25 protein-coding genes are annotated in these 25,351 nt (G+C 72.7%); 14 read left to right on the top strand and 11 right to left on the bottom strand.

All coding sequences use genetic code 11. From position 1 onward, the window contains the following. Nucleotides 1-39: 39 nt before the first annotated feature. Both OG715_RS20625 and OG715_RS20620 read right to left on the bottom strand, forming a co-directional pair. The gene (locus OG715_RS20625) at nt 40-1,032 is read right to left on the bottom strand and encodes an inorganic phosphate transporter (RefSeq protein ID WP_266271754.1); all 993 of its coding nucleotides are present in this window, start codon (nt 1,030-1,032) and stop codon (nt 40-42) included. 11 nt (nt 1,033-1,043) lie between these two features. Next, nucleotides 1,044-1,664: a DUF47 domain-containing protein gene (locus OG715_RS20620; RefSeq protein ID WP_030312623.1), complete on the bottom strand. Its 621-nt coding sequence runs from the start codon at nt 1,662-1,664 to the stop codon at nt 1,044-1,046. Nucleotides 1,665-2,083: 419 nt separating this feature from the next. On the opposite strand from OG715_RS20620, the gene OG715_RS20615 reads away from it, so the two are divergent. Continuing rightward, the gene (locus tag OG715_RS20615) at nt 2,084-2,476 is read left to right on the top strand and encodes a metal-sensitive transcriptional regulator (RefSeq protein ID WP_266270285.1); all 393 of its coding nucleotides are present in this window, start codon (nt 2,084-2,086) and stop codon (nt 2,474-2,476) included. A 35-nt stretch (nt 2,477-2,511) separates the two neighbouring features. Here OG715_RS20615 and OG715_RS20610 read toward each other — a convergent pair whose 3' ends face one another. Continuing rightward, nucleotides 2,512-2,754 (bottom strand): hypothetical protein, encoded by a 243-nt coding sequence (locus OG715_RS20610; protein WP_266270283.1) that lies wholly within the window; start codon nt 2,752-2,754, stop codon nt 2,512-2,514. Nucleotides 2,755-2,926: 172 nt separating this feature from the next. Next, nucleotides 2,927-3,838: a hypothetical protein gene (locus OG715_RS20605; protein WP_266270280.1), complete on the bottom strand. Its 912-nt coding sequence runs from the start codon at nt 3,836-3,838 to the stop codon at nt 2,927-2,929. A gap of 165 nt (nt 3,839-4,003) precedes the next feature. On the opposite strand from OG715_RS20605, the gene OG715_RS20600 reads away from it, so the two are divergent. Then, nucleotides 4,004-4,195, top strand: a complete 192-nt coding sequence (locus tag OG715_RS20600) for a hypothetical protein (protein WP_266271861.1) — start codon at nt 4,004-4,006, stop codon at nt 4,193-4,195. Nucleotides 4,196-4,210: 15 nt separating this feature from the next. Here OG715_RS20600 and OG715_RS20595 read toward each other — a convergent pair whose 3' ends face one another. After that, complete coding sequence (locus tag OG715_RS20595; RefSeq protein ID WP_266270278.1) at nt 4,211-4,951, bottom strand: phosphatase PAP2 family protein; 741 nt, start codon at nt 4,949-4,951, stop codon at nt 4,211-4,213. Nucleotides 4,952-5,146: 195 nt separating this feature from the next. Then, nucleotides 5,147-6,334, bottom strand: a complete 1,188-nt coding sequence (locus OG715_RS20590; RefSeq protein WP_266271753.1) for a C40 family peptidase — start codon at nt 6,332-6,334, stop codon at nt 5,147-5,149. A 248-nt stretch (nt 6,335-6,582) separates the two neighbouring features. Here OG715_RS20590 and OG715_RS20585 point away from each other — a divergent pair, with 248 nt between their 5' ends. From OG715_RS20585 to OG715_RS20560, 6 genes are all read left to right on the top strand, one after another. Continuing rightward, on the top strand, nt 6,583-6,933 hold the full coding sequence (locus OG715_RS20585) for a hypothetical protein (protein ID WP_266270277.1): 351 nt from the start codon (nt 6,583-6,585) through the stop codon (nt 6,931-6,933). A 293-nt stretch (nt 6,934-7,226) separates the two neighbouring features. Beyond that, nucleotides 7,227-8,051 carry a hypothetical protein gene (locus OG715_RS20580; RefSeq protein ID WP_266270275.1) on the top strand — a complete coding sequence of 275 codons (825 nt, stop codon included), beginning with the start codon at nt 7,227-7,229 and terminating at the stop codon, nt 8,049-8,051. Next, nucleotides 8,041-9,402: a hypothetical protein gene (locus OG715_RS20575; RefSeq protein WP_266270274.1), complete on the top strand. Its 1,362-nt coding sequence runs from the start codon at nt 8,041-8,043 to the stop codon at nt 9,400-9,402. The genes OG715_RS20580 and OG715_RS20575 overlap by 11 nt, the downstream gene beginning before the upstream one ends. Nucleotides 9,403-9,409: 7 nt before the next feature. After that, nucleotides 9,410-10,984, top strand: a complete 1,575-nt coding sequence (locus tag OG715_RS20570; RefSeq protein WP_266270273.1) for an SCO6880 family protein — start codon at nt 9,410-9,412, stop codon at nt 10,982-10,984. Between the two features lie 38 nt (nt 10,985-11,022). After that, nucleotides 11,023-12,372 (top strand): ATP-binding protein, encoded by a 1,350-nt coding sequence (locus tag OG715_RS20565; RefSeq protein ID WP_266270272.1) that lies wholly within the window; start codon nt 11,023-11,025, stop codon nt 12,370-12,372. A gap of 257 nt (nt 12,373-12,629) precedes the next feature. Then, a complete protein-coding gene (locus OG715_RS20560) occupies nt 12,630-14,423 on the top strand; it encodes a bifunctional metallophosphatase/5'-nucleotidase (protein ID WP_266270271.1) in 1,794 nt (597 codons plus the stop codon). Between the two features lie 83 nt (nt 14,424-14,506). Here OG715_RS20560 and OG715_RS20555 read toward each other — a convergent pair whose 3' ends face one another. The 5 genes from OG715_RS20555 to OG715_RS20535 all read right to left on the bottom strand — a co-directional run bounded on the left by OG715_RS20555 (nt 14,507) and on the right by OG715_RS20535 (nt 20,044). Further along, a complete protein-coding gene (locus tag OG715_RS20555) occupies nt 14,507-16,009 on the bottom strand; it encodes a sensor histidine kinase (RefSeq protein ID WP_266270270.1) in 1,503 nt (500 codons plus the stop codon). Next, nucleotides 16,006-16,782 carry a response regulator transcription factor gene (locus OG715_RS20550; RefSeq protein WP_266270269.1) on the bottom strand — a complete coding sequence of 259 codons (777 nt, stop codon included), beginning with the start codon at nt 16,780-16,782 and terminating at the stop codon, nt 16,006-16,008. The genes OG715_RS20555 and OG715_RS20550 overlap by 4 nt, the downstream gene beginning before the upstream one ends. A gap of 57 nt (nt 16,783-16,839) precedes the next feature. Continuing rightward, nucleotides 16,840-18,009: a S1C family serine protease gene (locus OG715_RS20545; protein ID WP_323182141.1), complete on the bottom strand. Its 1,170-nt coding sequence runs from the start codon at nt 18,007-18,009 to the stop codon at nt 16,840-16,842. A 106-nt stretch (nt 18,010-18,115) separates the two neighbouring features. Next, the gene (locus tag OG715_RS20540) at nt 18,116-19,162 is read right to left on the bottom strand and encodes a LacI family DNA-binding transcriptional regulator (protein WP_266270268.1); all 1,047 of its coding nucleotides are present in this window, start codon (nt 19,160-19,162) and stop codon (nt 18,116-18,118) included. 147 nt (nt 19,163-19,309) lie between these two features. Next, nucleotides 19,310-20,044: a response regulator transcription factor gene (locus tag OG715_RS20535; protein WP_266270267.1), complete on the bottom strand. Its 735-nt coding sequence runs from the start codon at nt 20,042-20,044 to the stop codon at nt 19,310-19,312. A 686-nt stretch (nt 20,045-20,730) separates the two neighbouring features. On the opposite strand from OG715_RS20535, the gene OG715_RS20530 reads away from it, so the two are divergent. The 6 genes from OG715_RS20530 (at nt 20,731) to OG715_RS20510 (ending at nt 25,274) form a co-directional block, all read left to right on the top strand. After that, entirely contained in the window at nt 20,731-21,030 is a 300-nt protein-coding gene (locus OG715_RS20530; RefSeq protein WP_266270266.1) for a MoaD/ThiS family protein, read from the top strand. Nucleotides 21,031-21,035: 5 nt separating this feature from the next. Next, nucleotides 21,036-22,616 (top strand): hypothetical protein, encoded by a 1,581-nt coding sequence (locus OG715_RS20525; RefSeq protein WP_266270265.1) that lies wholly within the window; start codon nt 21,036-21,038, stop codon nt 22,614-22,616. A 202-nt stretch (nt 22,617-22,818) separates the two neighbouring features. Then, nucleotides 22,819-23,535 carry an LmeA family phospholipid-binding protein gene (locus OG715_RS20520; RefSeq protein WP_266270264.1) on the top strand — a complete coding sequence of 239 codons (717 nt, stop codon included), beginning with the start codon at nt 22,819-22,821 and terminating at the stop codon, nt 23,533-23,535. 236 nt (nt 23,536-23,771) lie between these two features. Continuing rightward, entirely contained in the window at nt 23,772-23,852 is an 81-nt protein-coding gene (locus OG715_RS42440) for an Ms5788A family Cys-rich leader peptide (protein WP_350517234.1), read from the top strand. A 257-nt stretch (nt 23,853-24,109) separates the two neighbouring features. Then, nucleotides 24,110-24,943, top strand: coding sequence for a sulfurtransferase (locus OG715_RS20515; protein ID WP_266270263.1), 834 nt, complete (start codon nt 24,110-24,112; stop codon nt 24,941-24,943). Nucleotides 24,944-24,983: 40 nt separating this feature from the next. After that, nucleotides 24,984-25,274 carry a DUF1416 domain-containing protein gene (locus tag OG715_RS20510; protein WP_030397542.1) on the top strand — a complete coding sequence of 97 codons (291 nt, stop codon included), beginning with the start codon at nt 24,984-24,986 and terminating at the stop codon, nt 25,272-25,274. Nucleotides 25,275-25,351: the final 77 nt, after the last annotated feature.

Raw genomic sequence — 25,351 nt, 5'->3', positions numbered from 1 at the left:
CGCGTGCCCGGGTTCCGCGGCCGGACGGCCGGGGGCCGGTCAGCCCCAGAACAGGTGGACGAACCAGTACACCAGCGCCGCGACCAGGGCGGCGGCCGGCATGGTGATGAACCAGCCGAGCACGATGTTCTTGGCGACGCCCCAGCGCACCGCGCGGATCCGTTTGGTGGCACCCGCGCCCATGATCGCCGAGGTGATCACGTGGGTGGTGGAGATCGGCGCCTTGAAGACGAACGAGGTGATGTACATGACCGTCGAGGCGGTGGCCTCGGCGGCGAAGCCCTGCGGCGGGTCGAGCTCGATGATCTTCCGGCCCAGGGTCCGCATGATCCGCCAGCCGCCGGCGTAGGTGCCGAGCGAGAGCATGGCCGCGCAGGAGATCTTCACCCAGACCGGGATCGGGTCGTCCGGGCTCTCGTGGCCCGAGATCACCAGTGCCATGACCACGATGCCCATCGTCTTCTGCGCGTCCTGCAGACCGTGCGCGAGCGCCATCGCGGCGGCCGAGGCGGTCTGAGCGACCCGGAAGTTGCGCTTGGCCCGGTGCGGGTTGGCCCGGCGGAACAGCCAGAGGATCGCCAGCATCACCAGGAAGCCGCCGACCAGGCCGACCACCGGGGAGACGATCATCGGGATGATGATCTTGTCGATGACGCCGCTCCAGATCACCTCGGTGCCGCCGGCCAGGGCCGCGCCGACCATGCCGCCGAACAGCGCGTGCGAGGAGGAGGAGGGCAGGCCGAAGTACCAGGTGACGAGGTTCCAGGCGATCGCTCCGACCAGCGCGGCGAACAGGATCGCCATCCCCTGGTTGCCGGTCGGGGTCTCGATGATGCCCTGGGAGACGGTGTGCGCCACCCCGCTGCCCAGGAAGGCGCCGGCCAGGTTCATCACCGCGGCCATCGCCAGCGCCGCCCTGGGCGTCAGCGCCCGGGTGGAGACCGAGGTCGCGATCGCGTTGGCCGAGTCGTGGAAGCCGTTGGTGTAGGTGAAGAAGAACGCAACGCCGACGACGGCGAAGAGTGCTGCCATGTCCACGGGGGTCAGGACTCCTTGACCGCGATGGTCTCCACCGTGTTGGCGACGTGCTCGAAGGCGTCCGCGGCCTGTTCGAGGACGTCCACGACCTGCTTGAGCTTGAGCACCTCGATCGCCTCGTACTGGCCGGAGAAGAGGTGGGCGAGCAGCTTGCGGTGGATCTGGTCGGCCTGGTTCTCCAGCCGGTTGACCTCGATCCAGTACTCGGTCAGGTTGGACATGCTCCGCAGGTTCGGCATCGCCTCGGCGGTCAGCTCGGCGGCGCGGGCCAGGACCTCGATCTGCTGCTCGATGCCCTTCGGCAGGGTCTGGATGTCATAGAGGACGACCAGGTCGACGGCCTCCTCCATGAAGTCCATGATGTCGTCCAGCGACGAGGCGAGGTTGTAGATGTCCTCGCGGTCGAAGGGCGTGATGAAGGACGAGTTCAGCTGGTGGAAGATCGCATGGGTGGTGTCGTCTCCGGCGTGCTCGGCGGCGCGCATGCGCTCGACGATCTCCGCGCGGGCCGACACGTCTGATCCCAGCAGTTCCAGCAGGAGCTTCGAGCCCACGACCAGGTTCTCCGCGGCGGCGGCGAACATGTCGTAGAAACTCGTCTCCTTCGGGGTCAGGCTAAAACGCACGGAAATCTCCGATGTGCGGGGTAGGGGACTGAACGATGCTAGGTGCAACCGCGCGTGGGAACGCAAACGGGGTGGCCGAAAAGGAGCCGGAACCTCCCCTTCCGTTGAGCTGCCGCAGCGGTGGGTCCGATGCACCACAGGTACGGGCGTGCGCCCCCAGTCTGACGGAACCTCGCCCGGATTGCCCCTGCCGTGCGGCCGGAACGGCGGGGTGTTCCCCGGACGGGGGAACCCGGGGCCGACCGGGCGTGACGCGGCCTCTCCCGGCCCGCTGCCGTCCCGGGCCCGCCGTCGACCCCTTGTCGGCCCGCCGTCGCCCCGTTCCGGGCCGACGGCGGCGGAGGAACACCACGACGGGTCCCGGTGTTGGACACTGGAGGCCGACGCAGCCACCCAGGCACCCAGACGAAGGCGGGCCGATGACCACCACGCAAGCGCGTACCGGGCCGGAGCAGACGCCCGGGGCGGAACCGCAGGGCGAGCACGAGGTCTCCCCGGACGCCGCCGGGGGCGCCCACGCCGGTCACGGGCCGCACGGGTACAGCGCCCAGAAGGACGCGCACCTCAAGCGGCTGCGCCGGATCGAGGGCCAGATCCGCGGCCTCCAGCGGATGGTCGACGAGGACGTCTACTGCATCGACGTGCTCACCCAGGTCTCGGCCGGCACCAAGGCCCTGCAGTCCTTCGCGCTCTCCCTGCTGGAGGAGCACCTGCGGCACTGCGTCGCCGCCGCCGCCGAGGAGGGCGGGGCCGAGCTGGACGCCAAGGTCGCCGAGGCCACCGCGGCGATCGCCCGACTGCTGCGCAGCTGAGCCCGGCGCGGCCGACGGCGGCACCGGCCCGGGTGCTACGGGTTCCGCGGGTCCGGCGGTGCCTGCGGGTCCGGCAGCCGGCGCGGGTCCGGCAGTTCCCGCGCGGCTTCGGCGGCCGGGCCGCCCTCGGGCCGGTCGAGCAGCACCTCGTCGATCCGCTCGGTCGGCAGCCGGTCACCGCTGCTGGCCGTGGCGGCGATCATCAGCTCACCGGCCAGCTCGATCTCGTCGAGGGCCGCGTCGTCGTGGCCGCCGCTGCGGTCGCCCGTGGACGCCATCACCTGCACCACCCCTTCAGCGCCTCACCAGCCCGGGCGGCAGCCACCCGACGTCCAGCCTAGGCACTTCGGAGCCCGTCCACATGGCACGGACGGGCCATCTCGGCGCCGCCGAAACGGGTGGGCTCCGGGACTCCCGGGCCCACCCGGACCGGCGGCCTCCCACGCCGAGCTACTTCGGGTTCTCACCGGGCTTCATGGTGAAGATGTCCGCGGCGGCGGGCTCGGCGGCCTCCACCGGCTTGCCGAAGTCCGTCAGGGTGGTGGTCGAGACCACCTTCACCTGGTCCTTCGGCTCCTTGGACCCGGCCACCCCGGCGAAGGTGAAGACCTCGACCACCTTGTGCAGCCGGCCCTGGTCGTCCAGCCAGGCGTCGTAGGGGATGTCCTTCACGGTGAAGGTCTGCGCCCCCATCCGCAGGCCGTCCCCGCCCCGGCCGCCGGTGGCGTCGGCCGCCTTGGCGAGGTCCAGGGTGCCGCGGAAGTGCTTCAGGGACACCCCGTCCACCGTCTCGGTGCCCACCACCTCGGCCTTCTGCGCCCCGCGCAGCGCGCCCGCGGCGGAGGCCGGGTCGGTGGCCCCGCCGCTGACCAGGTTGCCGTCCGGCAGCTGGCGCACGTCCAGCTTGACCCACTTGCCCTCGGGCACCTTGGCGCCGCTGTTCTGGAGGTAGACGGTGCCGGGCAGCAGCACCTCGACGATCTTGCCGGTGGTCGCGGCGCCGGGCGGCACCTGCACCTCCAGCCGGCCGATCCGCTTCACGTAGTCGTAGCCGCCGGCGCCGGTGAAGACGGCCTTCTTGTCGGCGGACTCGGTCACCAGCTCGGTGACGGCGTGCGCCGAACCGGCCCGGCCGGTGATGTCCGCGGTGCCGCGGACCGCCGTCAGCGGGTCGGTGGAGAGCTGGTCCGGGGTGCTGCTCGCCTGCTGGTCGGCCGAGGCGCCCCCGGCGCTGTCCGGCGAGCAGCCGGCCAGTCCGGCCGCGCCGGTGAGGACGGCGGCGAGCAGCACGGCCCCCGCCGCCGGCCGCGGCCGCCGCTCCGCCCGGCCGACCGTTCGGCCGTTGCGCTGCTGGTCGGTCATGTTCATCCTCGCGAAACCCCCTCGGGCCCGACTGCCCCGCCGACCACCGTCGGGGGGTGGGCAGAGCTCTTTCCGGGCAAACGAGTTGGGGCGTGAGGGGTTACGCGGGACCCGGCGCGTTCCGGACCTCGCGCGCCGGTGATCCGGCGCGTTACCGTGAACCACGTGCACAGTGAGCTGCCGGACGTTCCCGGCACCGTCCGGATGCCCGAGCACCGCGTCGTGATCAGCGAACGCGGTTCCTTCTGCTTCGCGACCTGCAGCTGCGGCTGGTTCTCCCCGGCCCGGCGCTCGCGCGACCTCACCCGCCGCGAGGCCGACGACCACCTGACCGGCAGCGGCGCCGCCCCGGGGTAGCCGCCGTCCCTCGGGCTACGCGGCCAGGTCGGACTCGGGCCGGGGCTCCTCGGCGCGGACCGTGCCGCGCGTCCCGCCGCCGCGCCGCCCCCGTCCGCCGCGCCCCGGGCCCCGTCCGCCGCCGCCGAGCTCGCCGCGCCGTCCGGCGCGGATCAGCGGGGCGAGCGGGGTGCGGGTCAGGGCGTGGCAGAGCGGGACGAGCACGGCCATCGCGATCGGCGCCAGCAGCAGCACCACGGCGACCGCCAGCGCGAAGCCGCCGATCACGTCGGTGGGGTAGTGGACGCCCATGTACATCCGGCAGAAGCCCTGCAGCAGGGCCAGGCCGCCGGCGATCCAGCCGAGCCGGCGGTTCACCAGGAAGAGGGCCACCGCGATGCCCATCGACATCGTGGAGTGGTCGCTGACGAAGGAGTAGGTGCCGGCCTTGCCCTCGACCAGCACCTCCAGGTCGGGGTGGTCCACGAAGGGCCGGGGGCGGTCCACGATCGCCGCGATCGGCAGGTTGGCGAGCTCGGCGATGGCGACCGACAGCGGGGCCCAGAGCAGCCCGGCGACCGCCACCGGGGCGTCCGGCCGCCGCCGGGCCTGCAGCCAGCCGATCAGGCCCAGCAGCGCGAGGCCGATCAGGATGCCGTACTCGCCGATCCAGGAGACCAGGTGGTCCAGTCGGGCCGGGGCGTGTTTGGCCAGGCCGTTGACGGCGTGGAGCAGGCCGAGGTCGGGGTTGGTCGTGTCGGCAAGCGGCGTCGACACGCCGTACCTCCTTCTGGTCCGTTGCACCTGGATCGTTCCGGCCGCGGCCGTCCGCCGTCGCCCGGGTCGGGGCGGCTGACGGAAGGCCAACGGACACAACGTCATAACCGACGGACAGCGTTCCACGGAAACGCGCGGTTATGGAAACTTGACTCAGCGTCCACGCCGCGCGCACACCGGCCGGGCGGTCGGGGATCAGTTCTTTGCGGGGGTTTGACCGGAACGGGCCGGTCCGCCGCCGGCGGCGGCCGCGGTGGGCCGGGCGGCCGGGGCCGCCTGTGCCACCTGGGCCGCCGGGGCGGAGGGGGTCGCCGGGGACGAGGGGGTGGGGGCCGGGTCGCCGGGGCGGCTCGGGGCGATCACCCCGCCGTCGGCGTTGCGGTTCGGCAGGGCCTGGGCGGCGTCCGAGGTCACCCGGGTGGCGCCGATGTACTCCTTGGTGTCGATCTTGTCGTAGCGGATCACCGCACCGGTGTGCGGAGCGTTGATCATGTACCCGCCGCCGACGTAGATGCCCACGTGGTGGATGGAGCGCGGGTCGGTCAGATCGGTCGCCCAGAACACCAGGTCGCCCGGACGCAGCTGGTCGCGGGACGGGTGCGGGCCCGCGTACCACTGGTCGTTGGCGACCCGGGGCAGGAGGATGCCGACGCTCTCGAACGCCGCCTTGGTGAGCCCGGAGCAGTCGAACCGCCCGTTCTGCGAGTCCAGCCCGTCACCGCCCCACAGGTACGGGGTGCCCAGCTTGTCCTGGGCGAAGTAGATCGCCCCGGCGGACTGCGCGGAGACCTCCACGGGCGCGCCCGGTGCGACCGGGGCGGCGAAGCTGCGGGACGTGGCCAGGATGTTCCGCACGTACCCCTGGGTCTCCCGGTACGGCGGCACGCCCTGGTACTTCGTCACCGCGCCCGGCCCGGCGTTGTAGGCGGCCAGCATGTTCGACTGGCGGTCGCCCGGGACCTTGCCGACGAGGGTGGCGAGCGCGCAGTCGAAGGTGGCAGCCGAGGCGATCGCGTCCAGCGGCTCCCAGGGGTCCTTCCGGCCGTCGTTGTTGCCGTCCGTGCCGTACGCCGCCCAGGTGCCCGGGATGAACTGCGCCAATCCCTCCGCCCCGACCCCGGAACGGGCCCGCGGGTCGAAGCCGCTTTCCTGGTACAACTGCGCCGCGAGCAAAGGGGGGGAGAGGTCGGGGCAGAGCCGGCCCCACTGTTCGATCGGCCCTTGGTACGCGGCCGGAACGGTTCCCGGGGAGAGTCCGGCGGCATTGCCCTGACTCTGCGGAGTCCCGCTCGCCGCATACGTCCCGAACGTCACCAGCCCGATGAAGCCGACCGCGACAACTCCTGCGGCAGCGGCGGCCGTAGCGCCCTTCCGGAGTACCATCAGCACCATCCCGACGAATCGTCAGTCGAAGTGTCCCGGAAGGCGTTGCTCACCGCAATCATCAGAGATACAAAGAGTGAGCGCTATCCTTCGTACGGTGGACATCCTCGCGTACGTGTCCGATGCCTCACGACCAATCCGCGAGAAGCAGCCAAGTCGACATCAGATCTGGCCAAGAATAGGTACCGACCCTTCGCGCGGGCGGGGTCTGGGCCCTTGAATTTGCCTGATCGGGCGGTGAGATGGAAATGAACCAGAGCAGCGTGCACAGCATCGCGATCGGCCACCTGGCCGAGGACCCTCCAAAGAAGCCGAATATCGACACCATCATCGGCGGGATCGCCCCGGACTGGGGGCCGTTCGCGAGCCTCGGCTCGGAGGCCCGGGTGATGATCGAGGTCGTCATGGCCGTGGCGATCCTGGGCTGCCTCGGCCTCGCCGTCTGGGGTGCGGCCAAGCAGCGGATCGGCGCCACCGCGATGCGTGACAGTTTCGGCGCCGAACAGGGCAAGGGGCTGATCATCGCCGGCCTGACCGGCGTGTTCATCATTGGATCACTTGGCACTCTGTTCACCATTGTGTACGGCATGGCGATCTGACGATCGGGCAGCACGGGCCGGACTGACGGAGCGGACTGACGGAGCGGACAGCCGGGGCTGAGCCGACGGCGCCCATGGGGCGGACCGTCGTGACGCGCCGGCGGACGGCGCGGCATCCTTGCCGGTCGACCTGTCCGATCGTCCGACCTTCCGACTGCCGGACCGTCCGACCGGGCATCCGTGCATGTCCGGCGCCACGCCGGGAATCCATCCACCACCCCTTCCCTCCCGCCCGCCCACGGCCGGAGGGGCCCCCGGAGCCGCCCCCGGCTCCCCGCACCAGGAGGGCCGCCGTGCCGTTGTCCGACGACCAGCCGCACACCCGAACGCGGCTGCCGGTCGGCGAACAGCCCTCGTCGCAGATGAGCGCACGTCAGGCGCGCCCGCTGCGGACCCTGCTGACCGTCCTGGTGATCGTCACCCTGCTCGTCCTGGCGATCTCCATCGCCAACCGGGGCAAGCCCGACCCCGGCACCGCCGCCACCGGACGCTCCGCCGACCGGGCCGCCGCGGCCACCGCCACCTCCGGCGCGGGCCCCGCGCCCAGCGGTGACCAGCCGGTGACCGCCACCGTCAACGGCATCGGCGCCGGCTTCCCGCACACCGACCAGGGCGCCCAGTCCGCTGCCGCCAACTACGCCGTGGCCATCGGCTCCGCCGAGATGTTCCGCACCGACAGCCGCCACACCATCGTCACCACCATCGCCGACCCGGCCGCCGCGCCGACCCTCCAGTCCCGGCTGGACCAGGGGTTCGGCGCCGACACCGTGGCCCGCTACGGACTGGACGCCCAGGGCCGCGCGCCCAAGGGCCTCACCTTCGTCAGCCGCACCGTCCCGGTCGGCGCCAAGGCGGTCGGCTACACCGACACCGAGACCAAGGTCGAGGTCTGGTGCACCGGTCTGACCGGGCTGGCCGGCGAGCGCTCGGTGCAGCCGGTGCTGGCGAGCTGGTTCACGCTCACCCTTGGTCTGCGCTGGACGGGTGGCGACTGGAAGCTCACGGACTACGCAAGCCGGCAGGGGCCCGCGCCCATGCCGGGCGACGAACAGGCCGCCACCGCCGAGGAGATCACCGGCGCCGTCCAGCAGTTCGGGGGTTTCCGCTATGCCCGTTGACCTGACCGCCGACCAGTCGGCCGGCCGCCGAGCGGGGCGCGGGGGGGCCGCCGCCGGCGGTGCCGTCCGGCCCGCCGTCCGCCGCGCGGGGACGCTGGCGGGAGCGCTGGCGACCGTGCAGCTCGCGGCCCTGCTCGCGGCGCAGCGCGTCTTCGCCGAGCCGTCCCCGACGGGGACGGCGACGCCCTCCCCGTCGGCCACACCCAATGCGAGCTGTCCCGATCTCCCCATCTCCGGCAACGGCATTCTGTGTGTCGACAAGCCGGGCGGCGGGGCCTCGCTGCCCGGGGGCGGGACGGTCGGGGCGGTGACGGATCCGCTGGGGGCGCTGGCGAAGGGGTGTGCGCAGGCGGCGGTGTGGGTGGTGCGGAAGCTGTCGGGGGCGATCGACGGGACGACGGAGGTGGACTTCACCAATGCGTCGTTCCTGCAGCAGTACGCGGTGGTGTTCGCCGCGTCGACGGTCGTCACCCTGGTGCTGTGGCTGCTCGCGGTGACCAAGCGGGCGGTGCGCGGGGCGCCGTTGACGACGGCGATCTCGGAGGCGATCGGGTTCCTCTGGCTGACGGTGGTTGCGTCGGCGTTCACGCCGTTGATCCTGTACACGGTGGTGAGCGCGACCGACGGGCTGACCAAGGCGATCGCGGTGGGGACGAAGTCGGACACCGGGACGTATCTGGGCGGGTTCGCGGACACCCTGGAGAAGGGTGACATCGGCGGCGGGCCGCTGATTCTGATCATCACTTCGCTGGTGGCCGTGCTGGCCGCGGCGGTGCTCTGGATCGAGCTGCTGATCCGGGCGGCGATGCTGTACGTGGGCGCGCTGCTGGGGACGGCGGTGTACGCGGGGCTGGTGGACAAGCAGCTGTGGAAGCACGTGCGCCGCTGGGCGGGGGTGATGCTGGCGGTGGACCTGGCGAAGCCGATCATCGTGATCATCCTCGGGCTGGCCGGTGCGGTGTCGGCCGGGGCGGGGGCGAGCGACGACTTCGCCCGGGTGCTGTCGGGGCTGGCGATCCTCTTCCTGTCGATCTTCGCGAGCGCCGCTGTGTACCGCTTCGTGCCGGGCTTCGGCGACGAGATCATGAACATGCGCCATGCCCGGGCGAGCGCGGTGTCCGCCGGGTCGGCGATGATCAACGGGACCGCGAACTTCATGCGGCAGGGCATCAGCACGCACGGCGACCGCGGTGCGCCGGGCGGCGGGGGCGGTGGGGGTGCCGGTGGCGGTTCGGTCGCCCCGGGCATCGCCGCCCACGCGTCCCGGGCGCCCTCGACGCCGCCGCAGGCCGGGCCGCCGGCCCAGGCCACGGGTCCGGTCCGCGACAGCAATCCAGCGAAGGGAGGGTGACGGGTAAGTGAGCAGCGAACCGCTCGGCCAGTACGGGGCCCAGTACGCCCAGCCGTATGTGCACCAGCGCCGCACCTACCTGATCGGCAAGGCCCGCCCGAACGCGCCGATCGGCCGGAACCGGGAGTCCGGCGAGATCGTGCTGATCATCTTCGGCGCGTTCCTCGGCATGCTCTGGGGTCTGCTGATGCCGGTCCTGCCGTTGCGCATCGCGGGTCTGGTGGGTCTGCCGGCGCTGGCGATCGCGGCCGTGTACGTGCCGTACCGGCGCCGGACGTTCTACAAGTGGGTGGAGATCAACCGCACCTACCGGCGGACGGTCCGCAGCGGGCGGGCGGTGTGGAAGTCGGACGCGGTCGACGCCGGGACGCGGCTGGACGGCCGTGAGGTGGAGATCGGCCCGCCGCCCGGGGTCGGGCGGCTGCGCTGGCTGTCGGCGCCGTTCGGGCCGGACGAGGTCGCGGTGCTGATGCACCTGGAGCGGCGCACGGTGACGGCGGCGATCGAGATCGAGGGCCCGGGTGTCGGGCTGCGCGACTCGGAGGACCAGGAGGCGCTGGTCGACCGGTTCGGGACGCTGCTGAAGCACGTCGCGAACGGGGACGGCTTCGTGACCCGGCTGCAGATCCTGGCCCGGACCCTGCCGGCCGACCCGGACGCGCACGCCAAGGACGTGGAGCGGCGCGGCGACCCGGGTGCGCCGCACTGGCTGCAGGACTCGTACGACCAGTTGCAGTCGATGGTGTCGACCTCGTCCGAGCAGCACCGGGCGTACCTGGTGGCGTGCATGCACTACACCCGGGACCTCGCCGCCGAGGCGCACGCGATGGGGCGGACGGCCACCGGCCGGCGGGCCCGGGACGACGAGGGCCTCGCCTCGGTGATGGCCCGCGAGCTGACCGACATCTGCGCCCGGCTGGCGGAGGCGGACATCCGGGTGCGGCAGCCGCTGGGCCAGGCCCGGCTGTCCTCGCTGCTGCACTCGATGTACGACCCGGACCACCCGATCGACCACATCCAGGCGATGTCGAGGCGCAACGCCTGGCCGGCCGAGCTGGACGCCACGCACCCGCAGCTGCTTCAGGCGAAGACCCGGGAGTCGGCGACCCGGGAGCCGTGGTGCCACGCCACCGCGTGGATCAAGGAGTGGCCGCTGACCCCGGTCGGCGTCAACTTCCTGGCGCCGCTGCTGGTGCACACCCCGGACGTGATCCGGACGGTGGCGGTGACGATGGACCTGGAGCCGACCGATGTCGCCATCGAGCGGATGCTGACCGAGAAGACCAACGACGAGGCCGAGGCCAGCCGCGCCGCCAAGATGAACCGCACGGTCGACCCGCGCGACCTGGCCCACACCGGCCGGGTGGACCAGCGGGGCGACGACCTGGCGTCCGGCGCGGCCGGCGTCAACCTGGTCGGGTACATCACGGTCTCCTCGCGCAATCCGGACGCGCTGGCCCGGGACAAGCGGACGATCCGGGCCTCGGCCGGCAAGAGCTATCTGAAGCTGGAGTGGTGCGACCGCGAGCACCACCGCGCGTTCGTCAACACCCTGCCGTTCGCCACCGGTATCCGCCGCTGAGCGGGTCCCGGCCGAGCGACTGATCTGGAGGCCCCCGTATGGCGATCGGCAACCTCACCGACGCGTTCACCAGCCTGGCGTTCGGCAAGGTGGAGACCACCCGGCTGCCGGTGCGCACCTCGACCGGCCAGGCGCAGGCGGTGTACCTGCCGACCGCCGCGCCCGGGCTGGGCGACTCCGGGGTGATCATCGGGCGGGAGGTGTACAGCGGCAAGGGGTACGTGTACGACCCGTTCCAGCTGTACGGCCAGCAGCTGCCCGCCCCGCACTGGCTGGTGCTGGGGGAGTCCGGCAACGGCAAGTCGGCGCTGGAGAAGACCTATGTGCTGCGCCAGCTGCGGTTCCGGGACCGGCAGGTGGTGGTCCTGGACGCGCAGGGCGAGGACGGGGTCGGCGAGTGGAACCTGATCGCGAACGCGCTGGGCATAAAGTCGATCCGGCTGGACCCGATGGCGGCCAGGGACGGCGGGGTGAAGCTCAATCCGCTGGACCCGGCGATCACCCAGACCGGGCAGCTGTCGCTGCTGCGGACCATCGTCGAGGTGGCGATGGGGCGCGGTCTGGAGGAGCGGGCCGGCTTCGCGCTGAAGGCCGCGCACGGGCATGTGGTGGCGACGGTCCGGGACCGGCAGCCGGTGCTGGACGACATCATCGACACCCTGCGCAGCCCCGACCTGTCCTCGGTGGAGTCGCTGGGGGTGGCCGTGGACGAGGTGCAGTCCTGGGGCCTGGACGTGGCGCTGGTGCTGGACCGGCTGGTCGACGGTGACCTGCGGGGCATGTTCGACGGGTCGACCACCGACGGCATCGACCTGGACGCTCCGCTGATCGTCTTCGACCTGTCGCACATCGACCGCAACTCGATCGCGATGCCGATCCTGATGGCGATCGTCGGCGTCTGGCTGGAGCACACCTGGATCAGGCCGGACCGCAAGAAGCGGATCTTCCTGGTCGAGGAGGCGTGGCACATCATCAACAGCCCCTTCGTGGCGCAGCTGTTCCAGCGGCTGCTGAAGTTCGGCCGCCGGCTCGGCCTGTCCTTCGTGGCCGTGGTGCACCACCTGTCGGACGTGGTGGACGGGGCGGCGGCCAAGGAGGCCTCGGCGATCCTCAAGATGGCCTCCACCCGGACGATCTACATGCAGAAGGCCGAGGAGGCGCGGGCCACCGGGCGGGTGCTCGGGCTGCCGCGCTGGGCGGTGGAGATCATCCCCACACTTTCGCCGGGCATCGCGGTCTGGGACGTCAACGGCAACGTCCAGGTGGTGAAGCACATCATCACCGACGCGGAGCGCCCACTGGTCTACACCGACCGGGCGATGACCGAGGACGCGGTGGCCGAACGGGTGCGCGCCGACCACCAGTTGGCGGCCGAGCCGGGGATCTGAGCCCGGATCCGGCGGGCCCGGGGCGCGGTCCCGGGCCCCGGGCCCGCGCCGTGGGGCGCCGGTCCGGGTGCGGTGCGGGGGACGTCGCGGCGGGCAAAGTCCGACGACGATTCGTCAGTAGGTAACCCTGTCGTTACGTCCAGGGGCCTGACAGCTACGCGCGTTGACCCTAGGCTGCACTCGCGCAACGACACTCGTCTCGCGCGCCCGGGCCTGTCCACAGCTGGGCGCTCTCACAGGTGCAGGGGACCCCCTACATGCTCTCCGTCAGAACCCGACGGTCTGCGTTGGCCGTCGTCGCCGCCGCCGGCCTCGTCGGCACGGTGGCCATGCCGTCCGCGGCCCAGGCCGCGACCGCCAAGAAGCCCAAGACCGTCAACCTCCAGTTGCTGGCCATCAACGACCTGCACGGCAACCTGGAGCCCCCGGCCGGTTCCTCCGGCACGATCCGGGAGATCGACCCGGCCACCGGCCAGCCGGTCAGCACCCCGGCCGGCGGCATCGAGTACCTGGCCACCGCGCTGCGCCAGGCCCGGATCCCCGCGGACGACTCGATCACCGTCGCCGCCGGCGACCTGGTCGGCGCCTCGCCGCTGACCTCCGCGCTGTTCCACGACGAGCCCACCATCGAGGCGCTGGACAAGCTCGGCCTGGACGTCACCTCGGTGGGCAACCACGAGTTCGACGAGGGCTCCGCCGAGCTGCTCCGGCTCCAGGACGGCGGCTGCCACCCGACCGACGGCTGCTACGAGGAGGGGCGCACGTTCAAGGGCGCCAACTTCAACTACCTCTCGGCCAACGTCACCAACGAGAAGACCGGCAAGCCGCTGCTGGCCCCGTACTGGGTGACCAAGTCGCAGGGCGTGAAGGTCGGCTTCATCGGCGTCACCCTGGAGGGCACGCCGAACATCGTCACCGCCGAGGGTGTCAAGGGCCTCAAGTTCGCCAACGAGGTCAGCACGATCAACAAGTACGCCGCCGAGCTGAAGGCCAAGGGCGTCAACTCGATCGTCGCGCTGATCCACGAGGGCGGCCTGCCGGCCAGCAGCACCTACAACTACGACTGCGGCGCGGCCGGCGAGGGCATCTCCGGCCCGATCGTCGACATCGCCAAGCGGATCGACCCGGCGGTCGGCGCCATCGTCACCGGCCACACCCACAACGCGTACGCCTGCACCATCCCCGACCCGCAGGGCGTGCCGCGTTCGGTGACCAGCGCCGCCTCGTTCGGCCGGCTGTACACCGAGATCGACCTGAAGCTCGACAAGACCACCGGCGCGATCGTCCGGCCGTCGGTCAAGGCCGAGAACCACATCGTGCGCCGGACCGTCGAGAAGGCTCCGGACATGACGGAGCTGATCTCGCACTACTCCAAGCTCGCCGCCCCGATCGCCAACCGTCCGCTGGGCTACATCGCCTCGGACATCAACGGCCGTGGCAACAGCGACCCGGAGAAGCCGCTCGGCGACGTCATCGCCGACGCCCAGCAGGCCGGTCTCGCGGCCGCCGACAAGGGTGGCGCGCAGATCGCCTTCATGAACCCCGGCGGCATCCGCTCCGACCTGGTCTACAAGCAGAGCGGCGCCGAGGGCGACGGTGTGGTGACCTACGGCGAGGCGTTCACCGTCCAGCCGTTCACCAACATGATGCAGGTCAAGACGCTGACCGGGGCCCAGCTGATCCAGCTGCTGCAGCAGCAGGTGAGCGGCTCCAACGACGCCTCGCCGAAGATCCTGCAGCCGTCCAAGGGCCTCGCCTACACCCTGGACATGCGCAACAAGGGCGCCGACCGGGTCGTCGTCGACTCGATCCGCCTGAACGGCGCGCCGATCGACCCGGCCGCCAAGTACCGGGTCGCGGCCAACGAGTTCCTGGCCGGCGGCGGCGACGGCTTCCCGGCCTTCGCGGCCGGCACCGACAAGCTCGTCGGCGCCTCCGACCTGGACGTCTTCGCCACCTACCTCGGTGCCAACAGCTCGGCCGCCGCGCCGCTGAAGGCGCCGGCGCAGGACCGCATCAAGGTCATCGGCCCGGGCAGCACCATCGACTGAGTCGAGGGTCGCTGGCCGTGAGCGGGCCGGGGCGGGGCGCTGTCGGGGCGCCCCGCCCTTTTTTCGTGCCTGCGGGCCGGGCTCTACTCGGGGGAGGGGCCGCCGGGGAGCCGGACGGTGGCCAGCGCGCCCGGGCCGCCGTCCTGGGCCGGGCCGAGCGACACCTCGCCGCCGGCCTCCCGGACGCTCTGCGCGACGATCGACAGGCCGAGGCCGGAGCCCGGGAGCTGACGCGAGGACGGGGAGCGCCAGAACCGGTCGAAGACGTACGGCAGCTCGTCCTGCGGAATGCCGGGACCGTGGTCGCGGACGGTCAGCACACCCCCGTCCAGCCGGACCGCGATGGTGCCGCCGGGCGGGCTGTACTTGACCGCGTTGTCCAGCAGGTTGATCACCGCCCGCTCCAGTCCGGCGGCGTCCGCGTGGACGAACCAGGGCGCGGTGGAGGTCTCGAAGACCAGCCCCGGGCCGCGCAGCTTGGCGCGTTCGACCGCCCGCTCGGCGATCTCGTGCACGGCCACCACGGAGGGCGTGCGGACCGGCTTCGGCGAGTCCGGCCGGGAGAGCTGGAGCAGGTCGCCGATCAGCAGGGTGAGCTCCTGCATCTGGGCCTTCATATTGCCGAGCAGCTTGGTGCGGGTGGCGGGCGGGAGCGGCCGGCCGGTGTCGTCGCTGCGGATCAGCAGGTCGACGTTGGTGCGCAGCGAGGTGAGCGGGGTGCGGAGCTCGTGGCCCGCGTCGGCGATCAGCCGGGTCTGCCGTTCGCGGGAGTTGGCGAGGGCGGTGCTCATGGAGTTGAACGAGGTGGAGAGCCGGGCGATCTCGTCGTCGCCCTGGACCGCGATGGTGCTGCCGACCTCCTCGGTCCGGGCGATGTGCTCGACGGCGTCGGTGAGCTGGTCGACCGGCTTGAGGGCGGAGCGGGCGACGAGCCGCCCGGCGACGGCGGCGAGGACGATCCCGCCGAGGGCGACGCCGCCGAGCAGGAAGGCGAGCTGGCGGAGGGATTCCTCGACGGGCTTGGTGGACAGCGCGTTCATCACCACGACCCGCTGGCCGGTGTCACGGTCGTAGTACCAGGCGAGCTTGACCATCGCGGGTGTGCCGTCGGTGTAGTTGCCCGCCCGCGTCCGGGATTCACCGGCCTTGAGCGTCAGGATCGTCCGGTCGCTGGGGTGGAGTTCGATGGCTCTGGTCGACGTGATGCGCAGACACACCGTGGACCAGTCGGCGGAGACCAGCTGGAGGTCGAAACGGGGAGGGTCGGTGAGGACGGTCTGGGTGGCGGCCACCATGGACAACGCCGCTTGCGGAGTGGTGGCGCAGATCGGCTTGGTGAGCTGCGGCGGAGCCGGCTGCAGCGGTGGTGCTCCGGCGAGGTCCTGCTTGACCAGGTCGTACTGCTTCCGTTCCACGATGAACCAGCAGGCCAGGGCTGACAGGGCGATCGCCACCGCGACCGCCGCCGCGGTGAGGAGGGCGAACCGGCTGCGCAGGGAGCGGGCTTGGTACCAGGTGATGAGCCGGCCGTGGCGGCGCGGGATGCGCGGCGGGGCTAGCGGCGGCGGCGGGACGGTGGGGCTCACGCCGCGGTGCCGGCTGCCGGGCGGAGCGCGTAGCCGACCCCGCGGACGGTCTGGATGACCCGGGGCAGGCCGCCCTGCTCGGTCTTGCGGCGCAGGTACATCACGTACACGTCCAGCGAGTTGGAGGAGGGCTCGAAGTCGAAGCCCCAGACCGCCTTGAGGATCTGCTCCCGGGTGAGCACCTGGCGGGGGTGGGCGAGGAACATCTCCAGCAGCATGAACTCGGTGCGGGTCAGTTCGACCGGCTGGCCGGACCGGGTGACCTCGCGGGTGGCGGTGTTCATCCGCAGGTCCGCGAAGGCCAGGACGTCGGTCTCCTCCTCGACGGCGGCCGCCCGGGCGGCGGCCTCGTTGGCGAGCGCGTTGCGCCGCAGCAGGGCGCGCACCCGGGCGAGCAGCTCGTCGAGTTCGAAGGGCTTGGCGAGGTAGTCGTCGGCGCCGACGTCGAGGCCGGTGACCCGGTCGCCGACGGCGTCGCGGGCGGTGAGCATCAGCACCGGGACGGTGTCGCCGCGCGAGCGCATCCGGCGGACGGCGGTGAGGCCGTCCATCCGGGGCATCATGATGTCGAGCAGGACGAGGTCCGGCCGGTCGCGTTCGACGGATTCGAGGGCCTCGTAGCCGTCGGTGGCGGTGGCGACCTCGTAGCCCTCGAAGACGAGGCTGCTCTCCAGGGCGTCCCGGAGGGCGGGTTCGTCGTCGACCACGAGGAGCCGGGCGGTGTTCTGCTGCCCGGGCTCGGCGGGGGTGCGGTCGTCGGCGGACGGGGTCATCGGCGGTTGCCCTTTCTGGTGGCGGGAGGCCCTGCTCGGGTCAATTGTCGGACGTGCTCAGACGTTCTGGCCGGACTGCAGCTTGGGCAGCACCTGCTTGATGTCGTCGATCGGGATGGCGAAGCCGAGGCCGACGCTGCCGGCCGAGCTGCCGCCGGCGGTGGCGCTCGATCCGCTCGGCGAGTACATCGCCGAGTTGATGCCGATGACCTGCCCCGAGGCGTTGATCAGCGGCCCGCCGGAGTTGCCCGGGTTGAGCGCGGCGTCGGTCTGGAAGGCCTGGTAGGTGGTGGTGCTGCCGCTGTTCTGCGGGGCGCTGCCGCGCAGTCCGGGCAGGTTGGGGAGGCCGAAGCCGCCGTTGCCGCTGGTGGTGCCCTCGTCGAGCTGGACGGTGACCTCGCGGTGCTCGGCGCTGATGATGCCGGAGGTGACGGTGCCGGTGAGGCCCTCGGGGTTGCCGATGGCGACGACCGGGTCGCCGACCGCGACGGCGGAGGAGTCGCCGAGCACGGCGGGGGTGAGCTGCTTGGCGCCGCTCGCGGTGATCACGGCGGCGTCCAGGCTCTTGTCGGTGCCGGTGAGGGCGGCGGTGGCGGTGGAGCCGTCGTGGAAGGTGACGGTGATCCGGCCGCCGCCGGCCGCGCCGGAGACCACGTGGTAGTTGGTGAGGATCTGGCCGCCGGCGGTGAGCACCACGCCGGTGCCGGTGGCGGTTCCGTTCGCGGTCTGCACCGTGATCTGGACGACGCTGGGCGAGACGGCGGCCGCGACGGCGGCGACGTCGGCGCTGCCGTCGGAGCGGGCGACGACCGGGCTGGCGACGGTGCCGGTGCGGCTCACCGAGCCGTGGCCCTGGGCGGCGACGACGCCGCCGGTGACCCCGCCGAGGACGGCGGCGACCGCGGCGACGGCGGTGACCAGGGCTAGCCGCCCGCGCAGCAGGCCGCGCCGGGCCCGGTGGCCGGGGCCGCCGGACGGTGCCGGGCCGGTCGGCTCGGGCGGGAACGGCGGGAGCGGGGGAGGGGGAGGGGTGCCGGCGGCGGGGTGGGCGGCGCTGCCGTACCCGGTGCTGTCGTGCTCGGTGCTCTCGTGACCGGTGCGCTCGTACCGGCTGCCGCCGAGGACGGTGCCCGGGACGACCCGGTCCTCGTGGGACCCGGCCGGGTACTCGGACGGTCCGTCGTTCGGGCCGTCGGTGCGGTGCTGCCACTGCTGGTGATCGCTCATGGCGACCAAGCTCCGCCCGGCGGATGAGAATCCGGTGAGAGTGCGCTCAGAAGGGTCCGAGAAGCCCGTTGACTTCTCATAAAGCCTGGTCAGGCCGTGGCCCGCGCTACGATCCGGCGCCGTCCGGGGAGCAGCCGCAGGAACGCCGTACGACCAGGCGGGACGGGAATTTGCGGACCCGCTCGGTGTCCGATCCGGGCACCATCAGCGAGTCGTCCAGGACGAGGTCCACCGCGGCCCGGGCCATCGCGTCGCGGTCGGAGGCGACGGTGGTCAGCGGCGGGTCGGCCAGCGCGGCCTCCGGCACGTCGTCGAAGCCGGCCACGGCGAGGTCCTCCGGCACCCGCAGGCCCACCTCGCGGGCGGCCCGCAGGACACCGATGGCCTGGTCGTCGGTGGAGCAGAAGATCGCAGGGGGGCGGTTCTCGGAGCGCAGCACGCCGAGGGCGACGTCGTAGGCGCCGTAGCGGTGGAAGGGCGCGTCGATCAGGTGCGGTTCGGTCGGCAGGCCGTGCGCGTCCATGGCGCGCTGCCAGCCCTCGACGTGGTCGATGACCGGGTCGCCGGGGGCGGGGGACTCGACCGGGCCGCCGAAGCAGGCCACGTACGGGTGCCCGTGCACCTCCAGCAGGTGGCGGACGACGGTCTCGGCGCCGCCCACGTCGTCGGTGACCACCGCGACGTCGTCGATCGCCTCGGGGCGGCGGTGCAGCAGCACGACCTTCGCCCCCTCCATGGCGGCGAACTCCTCGGCGGCCCGCTGGGAGGGACCCTGGCTGACCAGGATCAGGCCGGAGACCCGCATGCCGAGGAAGGCGCGGACGTAGTGGACCTCGCGGTCGTCGACGTAGTCGGAGTTGCCGATCAGCACCAGCTTGCCGCGTTCGGAGGCGGCCCGTTCCACGGCGTGCGCCATTTCGGCGAAGAACGGCTGGCGGGCGTCCGGGACGACCATGCCGATGAGGTTGGTGCGGCGGGAGGCCATCGCCTGCGCGACGCTGTTCGGCCGGTAGCCGAGCTGCTCGATCGCGGCGAGCACCTTCTCCCGGGTGGCGGGCGCGACCGGCCGCGGCCCGTTGTTGATCACGTAGCTGACGACCGCGGTCGAGGTACCAGCCAGTCGGGCTACATCGTCGCGCGTCACTTTGGCCACGGGGGGAGTCTACGCGTGTGGTGTGCGGCCGGGCAGTGGGGATCGCACCCGGTCGGGGCCGTTCCGGGGGCGGCTCCAGGACGGGGTGGGGCGAATCCGGACAGGCCGGGCCGGGCGGTTCGGGGTGGGCCCGCCCGGCCCGCCGGGTCAGGCCTCCAGGACCGTCGCGGGGCGCCGGGCGGCCTGGTCGGGGCGCTCGCCCTTGTCGGGCTTCTCCGGGACGACGAAGCGGTAGCCGACGTTGCGAACGGTGCCGATCAGGCCCTCGTTCTCGACGCCGAGCTTGGCCCGCAGCCGCCGGACGTGCACGTCGACGGTCCGGGTGCCGCCGAAGTAGTCGTAGCCCCAGACCTCCTGCAGCAGCTGCGCCCGGGTGAAGACCCGGCCGGGGTGCTGGGCGAGGTACTTGAGCAGCTCGAACTCCTTGAAGGTGAGGTCGAGCACCCGGCCCTTGAGCTTGGCCGAGTAGGTGGCCTCGTCGACCGAGAGGTCGCCGTTGCGGATCTCCATCGGGCTGTCGTCGGTGGTGACCTGGAGCCGGCCGAGGGCGAGCCGCAGCCGGGCCTCGACCTCGGCCGGGCCGGAGGTGTCGAGCAGGACGTCGTCGATGCCCCACTCCGCGGTGACGGCGGCCAGGCCGCCCTCGGTCACCACCAGGATCAGCGGGCAGCCGATGCCGGTGGAGCGCAGCAGCTGGCAGAGGCTGCGGATCTGCGGCAGGTCGCGCCTGCCGTCCACCAGGATGACGTCGGCGCTGGGGGTGTCGACCAGGGCGGCACCCTCGGCGGGCGCCACCCGGACGCTGTGCAGCAGCAGGCCGAGCGCGGGCAGTACCTCCGCGGAGGGCTGCAGCGCGTTGGTGAGGAGGAGCAGAGAACTCATACCCGGTAGTCCCCTTTCCGGGTCGTCGCGGTCGCGTTCCGGCTGCCGCCACAGCCGGATGGCGCACGTGCTGGTGAGGGGGAGGAGGCGGACGCCCGGTGGGAACCGTTGGATCCGCCGACGCGGACGGCCGAACGGGGCGCGCGCCGGGGGTCCCGCAACCCGCGATGCACCGTTTCTGCCCTGTTCATCCCGCGAACCTTCCGGTCCTGGCCCGTCCCGGGCGGCGGCCCGGAGCCGGGGTTGTCCGACGCCCCTGCCGGGCCCGGCACGTCGTTGTGCCGCGCGGGTGGCGGGGGCGGTTCCCGCGGACCGCCGGGGGTGGGCCGACAATTCGCAAGAACGTCCGTACTGGCGTCCTGAAAGCACAAAAGGACCCGGGGGCGACTCTGCCCGGATCCCTCAGGGGTCGAGGATAGCCGACCGGTCCCCGGGCCGGGAGGGCTCCGACCCGGCGGTTCGGCCCTTTTCGGGCGCGCCCCGGGTGAGCCCCGCCACAGCTTCGCGACGGCGCCACCGGCGGCCGGGCCAGGGCGATTGCCGCTCGTGCGGGCGAACACGACATCATGGGACGCACATCGGCGGCACCGTGCGAGTACACCTTTCGGGCGAGGCGCGGACGCTTCCGGTGGTGGACCCGGCCGGGGTACCCGGGAACGGGCGAGGACGAACAAGAAGGGGTTGCCATGGGTGCGACCACCGGGCACGACCCGGCGGCCGCCGTCCGGGTGAGCGGAACCATCCGCTACTGGGCGGCTGCGAAGTCGGAGGCCGGGCTGGCCGAGGAGCCGTACCTGGCGGCGACCCTGGCCGAGGCCCTGGCGGAGGCCAGGGCGCGGCACGCCGACCGGCCGAAGCTGGTCCTGCTGCTCGGCCACTGCTCCTACCTGGTGGACGGTTCGCCGGTGGGCGGCCGTGACCACACGACGGTGGCGCTCAGCGAGGGCGGCAGCGTCGAGGTCCTCCCGCCGTTCGCGGGCGGGTGAGCGGCGTGACCGGGACGAACGGGGCCCCCGAGGGCCCGCCGAGGCAGCACCGGCCGCAGCCGCCGCAGTACCCGTACGGGCAGCCTCAGCCTCAGCCTCAGCAGCAGGCGCCGCAGGAGCAGCAGCCGGGGGCGCAGGGGTACCACCCCCAGCAGCCGCCGTATCCGTACGCCCCCCAGCAGGGGTACGCGCCGGATCCTTATGCGCAGCAGGGGCTCGCGGCGCAGCCGCACGCCCCCGGGACGGGTGTGCCGCCGTACGGCGGACCCTCGGCGCAGCAGCCGGGGCACCCGCAGCAGCAGCCGTACGGACAGCAGGCCTACGGGCAGCCGCCGTACGGCGCGGGGCCGGGCGTGGACGACGCCGCCACGGCGCTGCTCCCGCCGGTGCCGCCGCTGGACGACGCCGCGACGGCGCTGCTCCCGCCCGTGCGGGTGTCCGGCGCGGTGCCGCCGGGCGGCCAGGGCCGGCCGGCGGAGCCGTTCCCCGGCCACGACCGGCCCCGGGCCCGGCACGGCCGGCCGCAGGGCCAGGCCCCCGCCGGGGCCCCGTACGGCCAGGCCCCGGCCCATGCGCAGGCCCCGGCCCCGGTGCAGGCCCACGCCCCGGCTCAGACGCCCGTGCCGGACCAGGGGCAGGGCCTCGACCAGCCGACGATGACCCTGAAGCTCCCGGAGCCGCCGGCCCCCGTGCTGACCGACCCGGCCGCCGCCCGTGCGGCCAGGGCGGCCCGCGCCGCGCAGAACGCGCACCCGGCGCCCGGTGGCCACGGCGCCCCTGCGGCTCCGGCCGCGCCGTTCACCGCGCCGTTCACCGCGCCGTTCACCGCCCCGGCCCCGGTCCCGGTCCGGGCCGCCGCTCCGGCGGCGCCCGCCGTCCGGACCGGTTCGCCGATCAACGACCCCGGCCTCCAGCCGGCGCTGATCACCGCCGGTGCCGCCGCCCTGCTGGCCGGTGGCGCGGCGCTCGGCCAGATCGGGCTGGCACTGGTGCTCGTGCTGCTCCAGGGCCTGACGGCGGCCGGCTGGTTCCGGCTGAACGGCATGTGGCCGGCCCGCCAGGGCATCGCGCTGGCCGCGTTGTCCGGCGTGGTGGCCGACGTGGCTGTGCTGCTGGCCGACGAGGACGGCGGCACGGCGGCGGTGGTCGGCACGCTCGGCGGGTTCTTCCTGCTGGTCCTGGTGCTGCAGACGTTCCGGCCGGCCGATCCGAAGGAGCGGTTCTACGCGCTCACCGTGCTCGGTTCGGCCACCGTGGTGACGGTGCTCTGCACGGCGCTGCTGCTGTCGGACTGGGTGCCGGCGGCGGTCGGGGCGGTCGCGCTGGCGACGCTGCTGGCGGCCGCGCCGCTGCCCGGGCCGAAGTGGCTGGGCCCGCTGCTGGGCCTGCTCGCGGCGGTCGGGCTGGGCCTCGCGGTCGGCGCCCCGCCGGCGCTGGGCGCGGCGGCCGGTCTCGGCGCGCTGATCGGCCGCCGGGTGGCGGGGTACGACTTCCCGTCCCGGTTCGTGCACATGACGGCGGGCGTGGCACTGCCGCTCGCGGTCGCGGCGCCGCTGGTGTGGATCGCCACGGACCTGCTCGGCTGACCGCCGCCGCGACGCGGCCTTCCCCACGACGTCCCGCCCCGGAACCATGCTCCGGGGCGGGACGTCGTACGGTCGGGCGCAGCGGCCGTACCGGAGCACCCGGATCCGTCGCCGCGCGGACCGACCGCGGCGTGATCGCGGTGCCAGGACGGCGCAGTGCACAACAGCGAACGACAGCGACCGGCGACGACGGGGGAGAGCGATGCGCGGCTGGCTGAAGACGACCATCGGCCTGGTGGTGCTCTCGGGGGTGCTGGTGGGGGCCGACCGGATAGCCGTGGGGGTCGCCGAGGACGAGGCGGCCGACCAGATCCTGAAGAGCGGCCGGATGAGCCAGAAGCCGCACGTGTCGATCGAGGGCTTCCCGTTCCTCACCCAGGTCGTCACGCAGAAGCTGGACGATGTGCGGATCTCCGCGGACGGGCTGACCGTCGGCGAGGGCAAGGACAAGGTCGCGCTGCACTCCTTCTCGGCCAGACTCTCCGGTGTCGAGGTCAGCGACAACATGAGCAGCGCCACCGTGGACACCGGTTCCGGGTCCGGTCTGATCGACTACGCGGACCTGTCGCGGCTGCTGCCGCCGGCCTCGGAGCTGGTGCCGAACGCGGGCCGGCTCTCGCTCGGCGGCGGCACCAGGCTGAGCCTCTCCTACGGCGGGCCGGGCAAGGTCAAGGCCTCGCTCGGGCCGTTCCCGGTCGGCGAGGCCTCGGTCCACAACAAGGGCAACACCGTGACGGTGGACGGCTTCCGGATCAGCGCGATGGCCTCGCTGCTCGCCGGGGTGTCCGACCAGGCCATCGCCCCGATCAGCTTCACCCTCGCCGCGCTGCCCGCCGGGCTGAACCTCGCCTCGGTGACGCCGCAGGAGGACGGCTTCCGGCTGGCCTTCGACGGCAAGGACGTCAAGCTCATCGGCTGACCGTCGGCCGGCCGGACCGCGCCGTCCGCCGTTCCGCTCCGCGAGACGGGCTGTCCAGCACCGGCCGCGGAGCGGTGCTGTCCCCGCCCCCGGACCGGCCCCCGGGGCCCCGTCGGCCGGGCCGTGGCCGGTTCCCGTTGCCCATAGAAGGGTCAAATCCCAGCATGCGAGCGATCTGGTCTCGGTATTCGATACGCTGATGACAGCGGGCCTCGGGTGTCCCTAGCATCGTCGGCATGAAGCGACAGACGGACCTCACGAAGCGGCGGGCGGTAGACCTGTGCCGCGTGGCCGCCTGTCTGTGTCGAATGCGCTGACTCGGCGTCCTGGCAGGGCAGTTGCCGCCCGCCGCCGATTTCTCCGGTGACCTGTGCCGGCCCCTCGGGCCGGGCGCGGCCGCCCAGCTCCGCACCTCTCGCCCGCTCGCACCGCACGCCGCCGCATGTCCCACTATTCGGACAGGAATTCGGACCGGCGCCCGGCGGGCGACCGCACCCCCGCTGCGCCGCAGCACCCGAAGCAGCCATCAGCAGCACCACCTTCCGCAAACCGCCCCCGGATGGAGAACATCACCATGAGCCGCAGCGACGTCCTGGTCGACGCCGACTGGGTCCAGGCCCGCCTGGACGACCCGAAGGTCGTCATCGTCGAGGTCGACGAGGACACCTCCGCCTACGACAAGAACCACATCCGCAACGCCGTCCGGATCGACTGGAAGTCCGACCTCCAGGACCCGGTCCGCCGCGACTTCATCGACCAGGCCGGCTTCGAGGCGCTGCTCAGCGCCAAGGGCATCGCCAACGACGACACCGTCGTCCTGTACGGCGGCAACAACAACTGGTTCGCCTCGTACGCCTACTGGTACTTCAAGCTGTACGGCCACGGCGACGTCCGCCTGCTCGACGGCGGCCGCAAGAAGTGGGAGCTCGACTCCCGCGACCTGGTCGCCGAGGTGCCGCAGCGCGCCGCGACCGAGTACACGGCGCAGGCCGTCGACTCCTCGATCCGCGCCTTCCGCGACGACGTGCTCGCCGCCATCGGCACCCTCAACCTGGTCGACGTCCGCTCGCCCGACGAGTTCTCGGGCAAGCTGCTCGCCCCGGCCCACCTCCCGCAGGAGCAGTCGCAGCGCCCCGGCCACGTGCCCTCCGCGCGCAACATCCCGTGGGCGAAGAACGCCAACGACGACGGCACCTTCAAGAGCGACGACGAGCTCAAGGCCCTGTACGAGGCCGAGGGCGTCGACCTGGCGAAGGACACCATCGCCTACTGCCGCATCGGCGAGCGCTCCGCGCTCACCTGGTTCGTCCTGCACGAGCTGCTCGGCCAGGAGAACGTGAAGAACTACGACGGTTCCTGGACCGAGTACGGCAGCCTCGTCGGCGTGCCGATCGAGCTCGGCAACTGAGCCGCCTGCTCCACCCGTAAGGCTGAAGGGAAGACAAGACATGTGCGGTGCGAAGGCCGGTGGGCCTGACCTGGCAGGAGTTGACGTGGCGAACGAGACGATCATCCAGGGTTCCGTGACCCGCGACGGCGAGCCGGTCAACGGCTACGTCCGACTGCTCGACGAGGGCGGCGAGTTCACGGCTGAGGTGCCCACCTCGGCGACCGGCCAGTTCCGGTTCTTCGCCCGCCCGGGCAAGTGGACCCTGCGGGCGCTCATCCCGGGCCAGACCGTGGACCGCCAGGTGGTCGCCTCCCAGGGCAACCTGACCGAGGTCGCGATCGCGGTCTGACCGTCGCGGTCCGACCGTCCACGACGGACCGGCGTCACCGAGGGCCCCTGCCACGCGGGGGCCCTCGGGCATACCGT

It is taken from the genome of Kitasatospora purpeofusca (assembly GCF_036010405.1).
Classification (GTDB): domain Bacteria; phylum Actinomycetota; class Actinomycetes; order Streptomycetales; family Streptomycetaceae; genus Kitasatospora; species Kitasatospora purpeofusca.
The sequence above is the reverse complement of the archived record's forward strand: the minus strand, read 5'-3'. Positions and strand labels throughout refer to the sequence as shown.

What these genes read in the sequence shown, in the direction of transcription:
- OG715_RS20625 (WP_266271754.1), bottom strand. Translation starts at nt 1,032, where the DNA reads ATGGCAGCACTCTTCGCCGTCGTCGGCGTTGCGTTCTTCTTCACCTAC.
- OG715_RS20615 (WP_266270285.1), top strand. Translation starts at nt 2,084, where the DNA reads ATGACCACCACGCAAGCGCGTACCGGGCCGGAGCAGACGCCCGGGGCG.
- OG715_RS20610 (WP_266270283.1), bottom strand. Translation starts at nt 2,754, where the DNA reads ATGGCGTCCACGGGCGACCGCAGCGGCGGCCACGACGACGCGGCCCTC.
- OG715_RS20605 (WP_266270280.1), bottom strand. Translation starts at nt 3,838, where the DNA reads ATGACCGACCAGCAGCGCAACGGCCGAACGGTCGGCCGGGCGGAGCGG.
- OG715_RS20590 (WP_266271753.1), bottom strand. Translation starts at nt 6,334, where the DNA reads ATGGTACTCCGGAAGGGCGCTACGGCCGCCGCTGCCGCAGGAGTTGTC.
- OG715_RS20585 (WP_266270277.1), top strand. Translation starts at nt 6,583, where the DNA reads ATGAACCAGAGCAGCGTGCACAGCATCGCGATCGGCCACCTGGCCGAG.
- OG715_RS20575 (WP_266270274.1), top strand. Translation starts at nt 8,041, where the DNA reads ATGCCCGTTGACCTGACCGCCGACCAGTCGGCCGGCCGCCGAGCGGGG.
- OG715_RS20565 (WP_266270272.1), top strand. Translation starts at nt 11,023, where the DNA reads ATGGCGATCGGCAACCTCACCGACGCGTTCACCAGCCTGGCGTTCGGC.
- OG715_RS20560 (WP_266270271.1), top strand. Translation starts at nt 12,630, where the DNA reads ATGCTCTCCGTCAGAACCCGACGGTCTGCGTTGGCCGTCGTCGCCGCC.
- OG715_RS20550 (WP_266270269.1), bottom strand. Translation starts at nt 16,782, where the DNA reads ATGACCCCGTCCGCCGACGACCGCACCCCCGCCGAGCCCGGGCAGCAG.
- OG715_RS20545 (WP_323182141.1), bottom strand. Translation starts at nt 18,009, where the DNA reads ATGAGCGATCACCAGCAGTGGCAGCACCGCACCGACGGCCCGAACGAC.
- OG715_RS20535 (WP_266270267.1), bottom strand. Translation starts at nt 20,044, where the DNA reads ATGAGTTCTCTGCTCCTCCTCACCAACGCGCTGCAGCCCTCCGCGGAG.
- OG715_RS20530 (WP_266270266.1), top strand. Translation starts at nt 20,731, where the DNA reads ATGGGTGCGACCACCGGGCACGACCCGGCGGCCGCCGTCCGGGTGAGC.
- OG715_RS20520 (WP_266270264.1), top strand. Translation starts at nt 22,819, where the DNA reads ATGCGCGGCTGGCTGAAGACGACCATCGGCCTGGTGGTGCTCTCGGGG.
- OG715_RS42440 (WP_350517234.1), top strand. Translation starts at nt 23,772, where the DNA reads ATGAAGCGACAGACGGACCTCACGAAGCGGCGGGCGGTAGACCTGTGC.
- OG715_RS20515 (WP_266270263.1), top strand. Translation starts at nt 24,110, where the DNA reads ATGAGCCGCAGCGACGTCCTGGTCGACGCCGACTGGGTCCAGGCCCGC.
- OG715_RS20510 (WP_030397542.1), top strand. Translation starts at nt 24,984, where the DNA reads ATGTGCGGTGCGAAGGCCGGTGGGCCTGACCTGGCAGGAGTTGACGTG.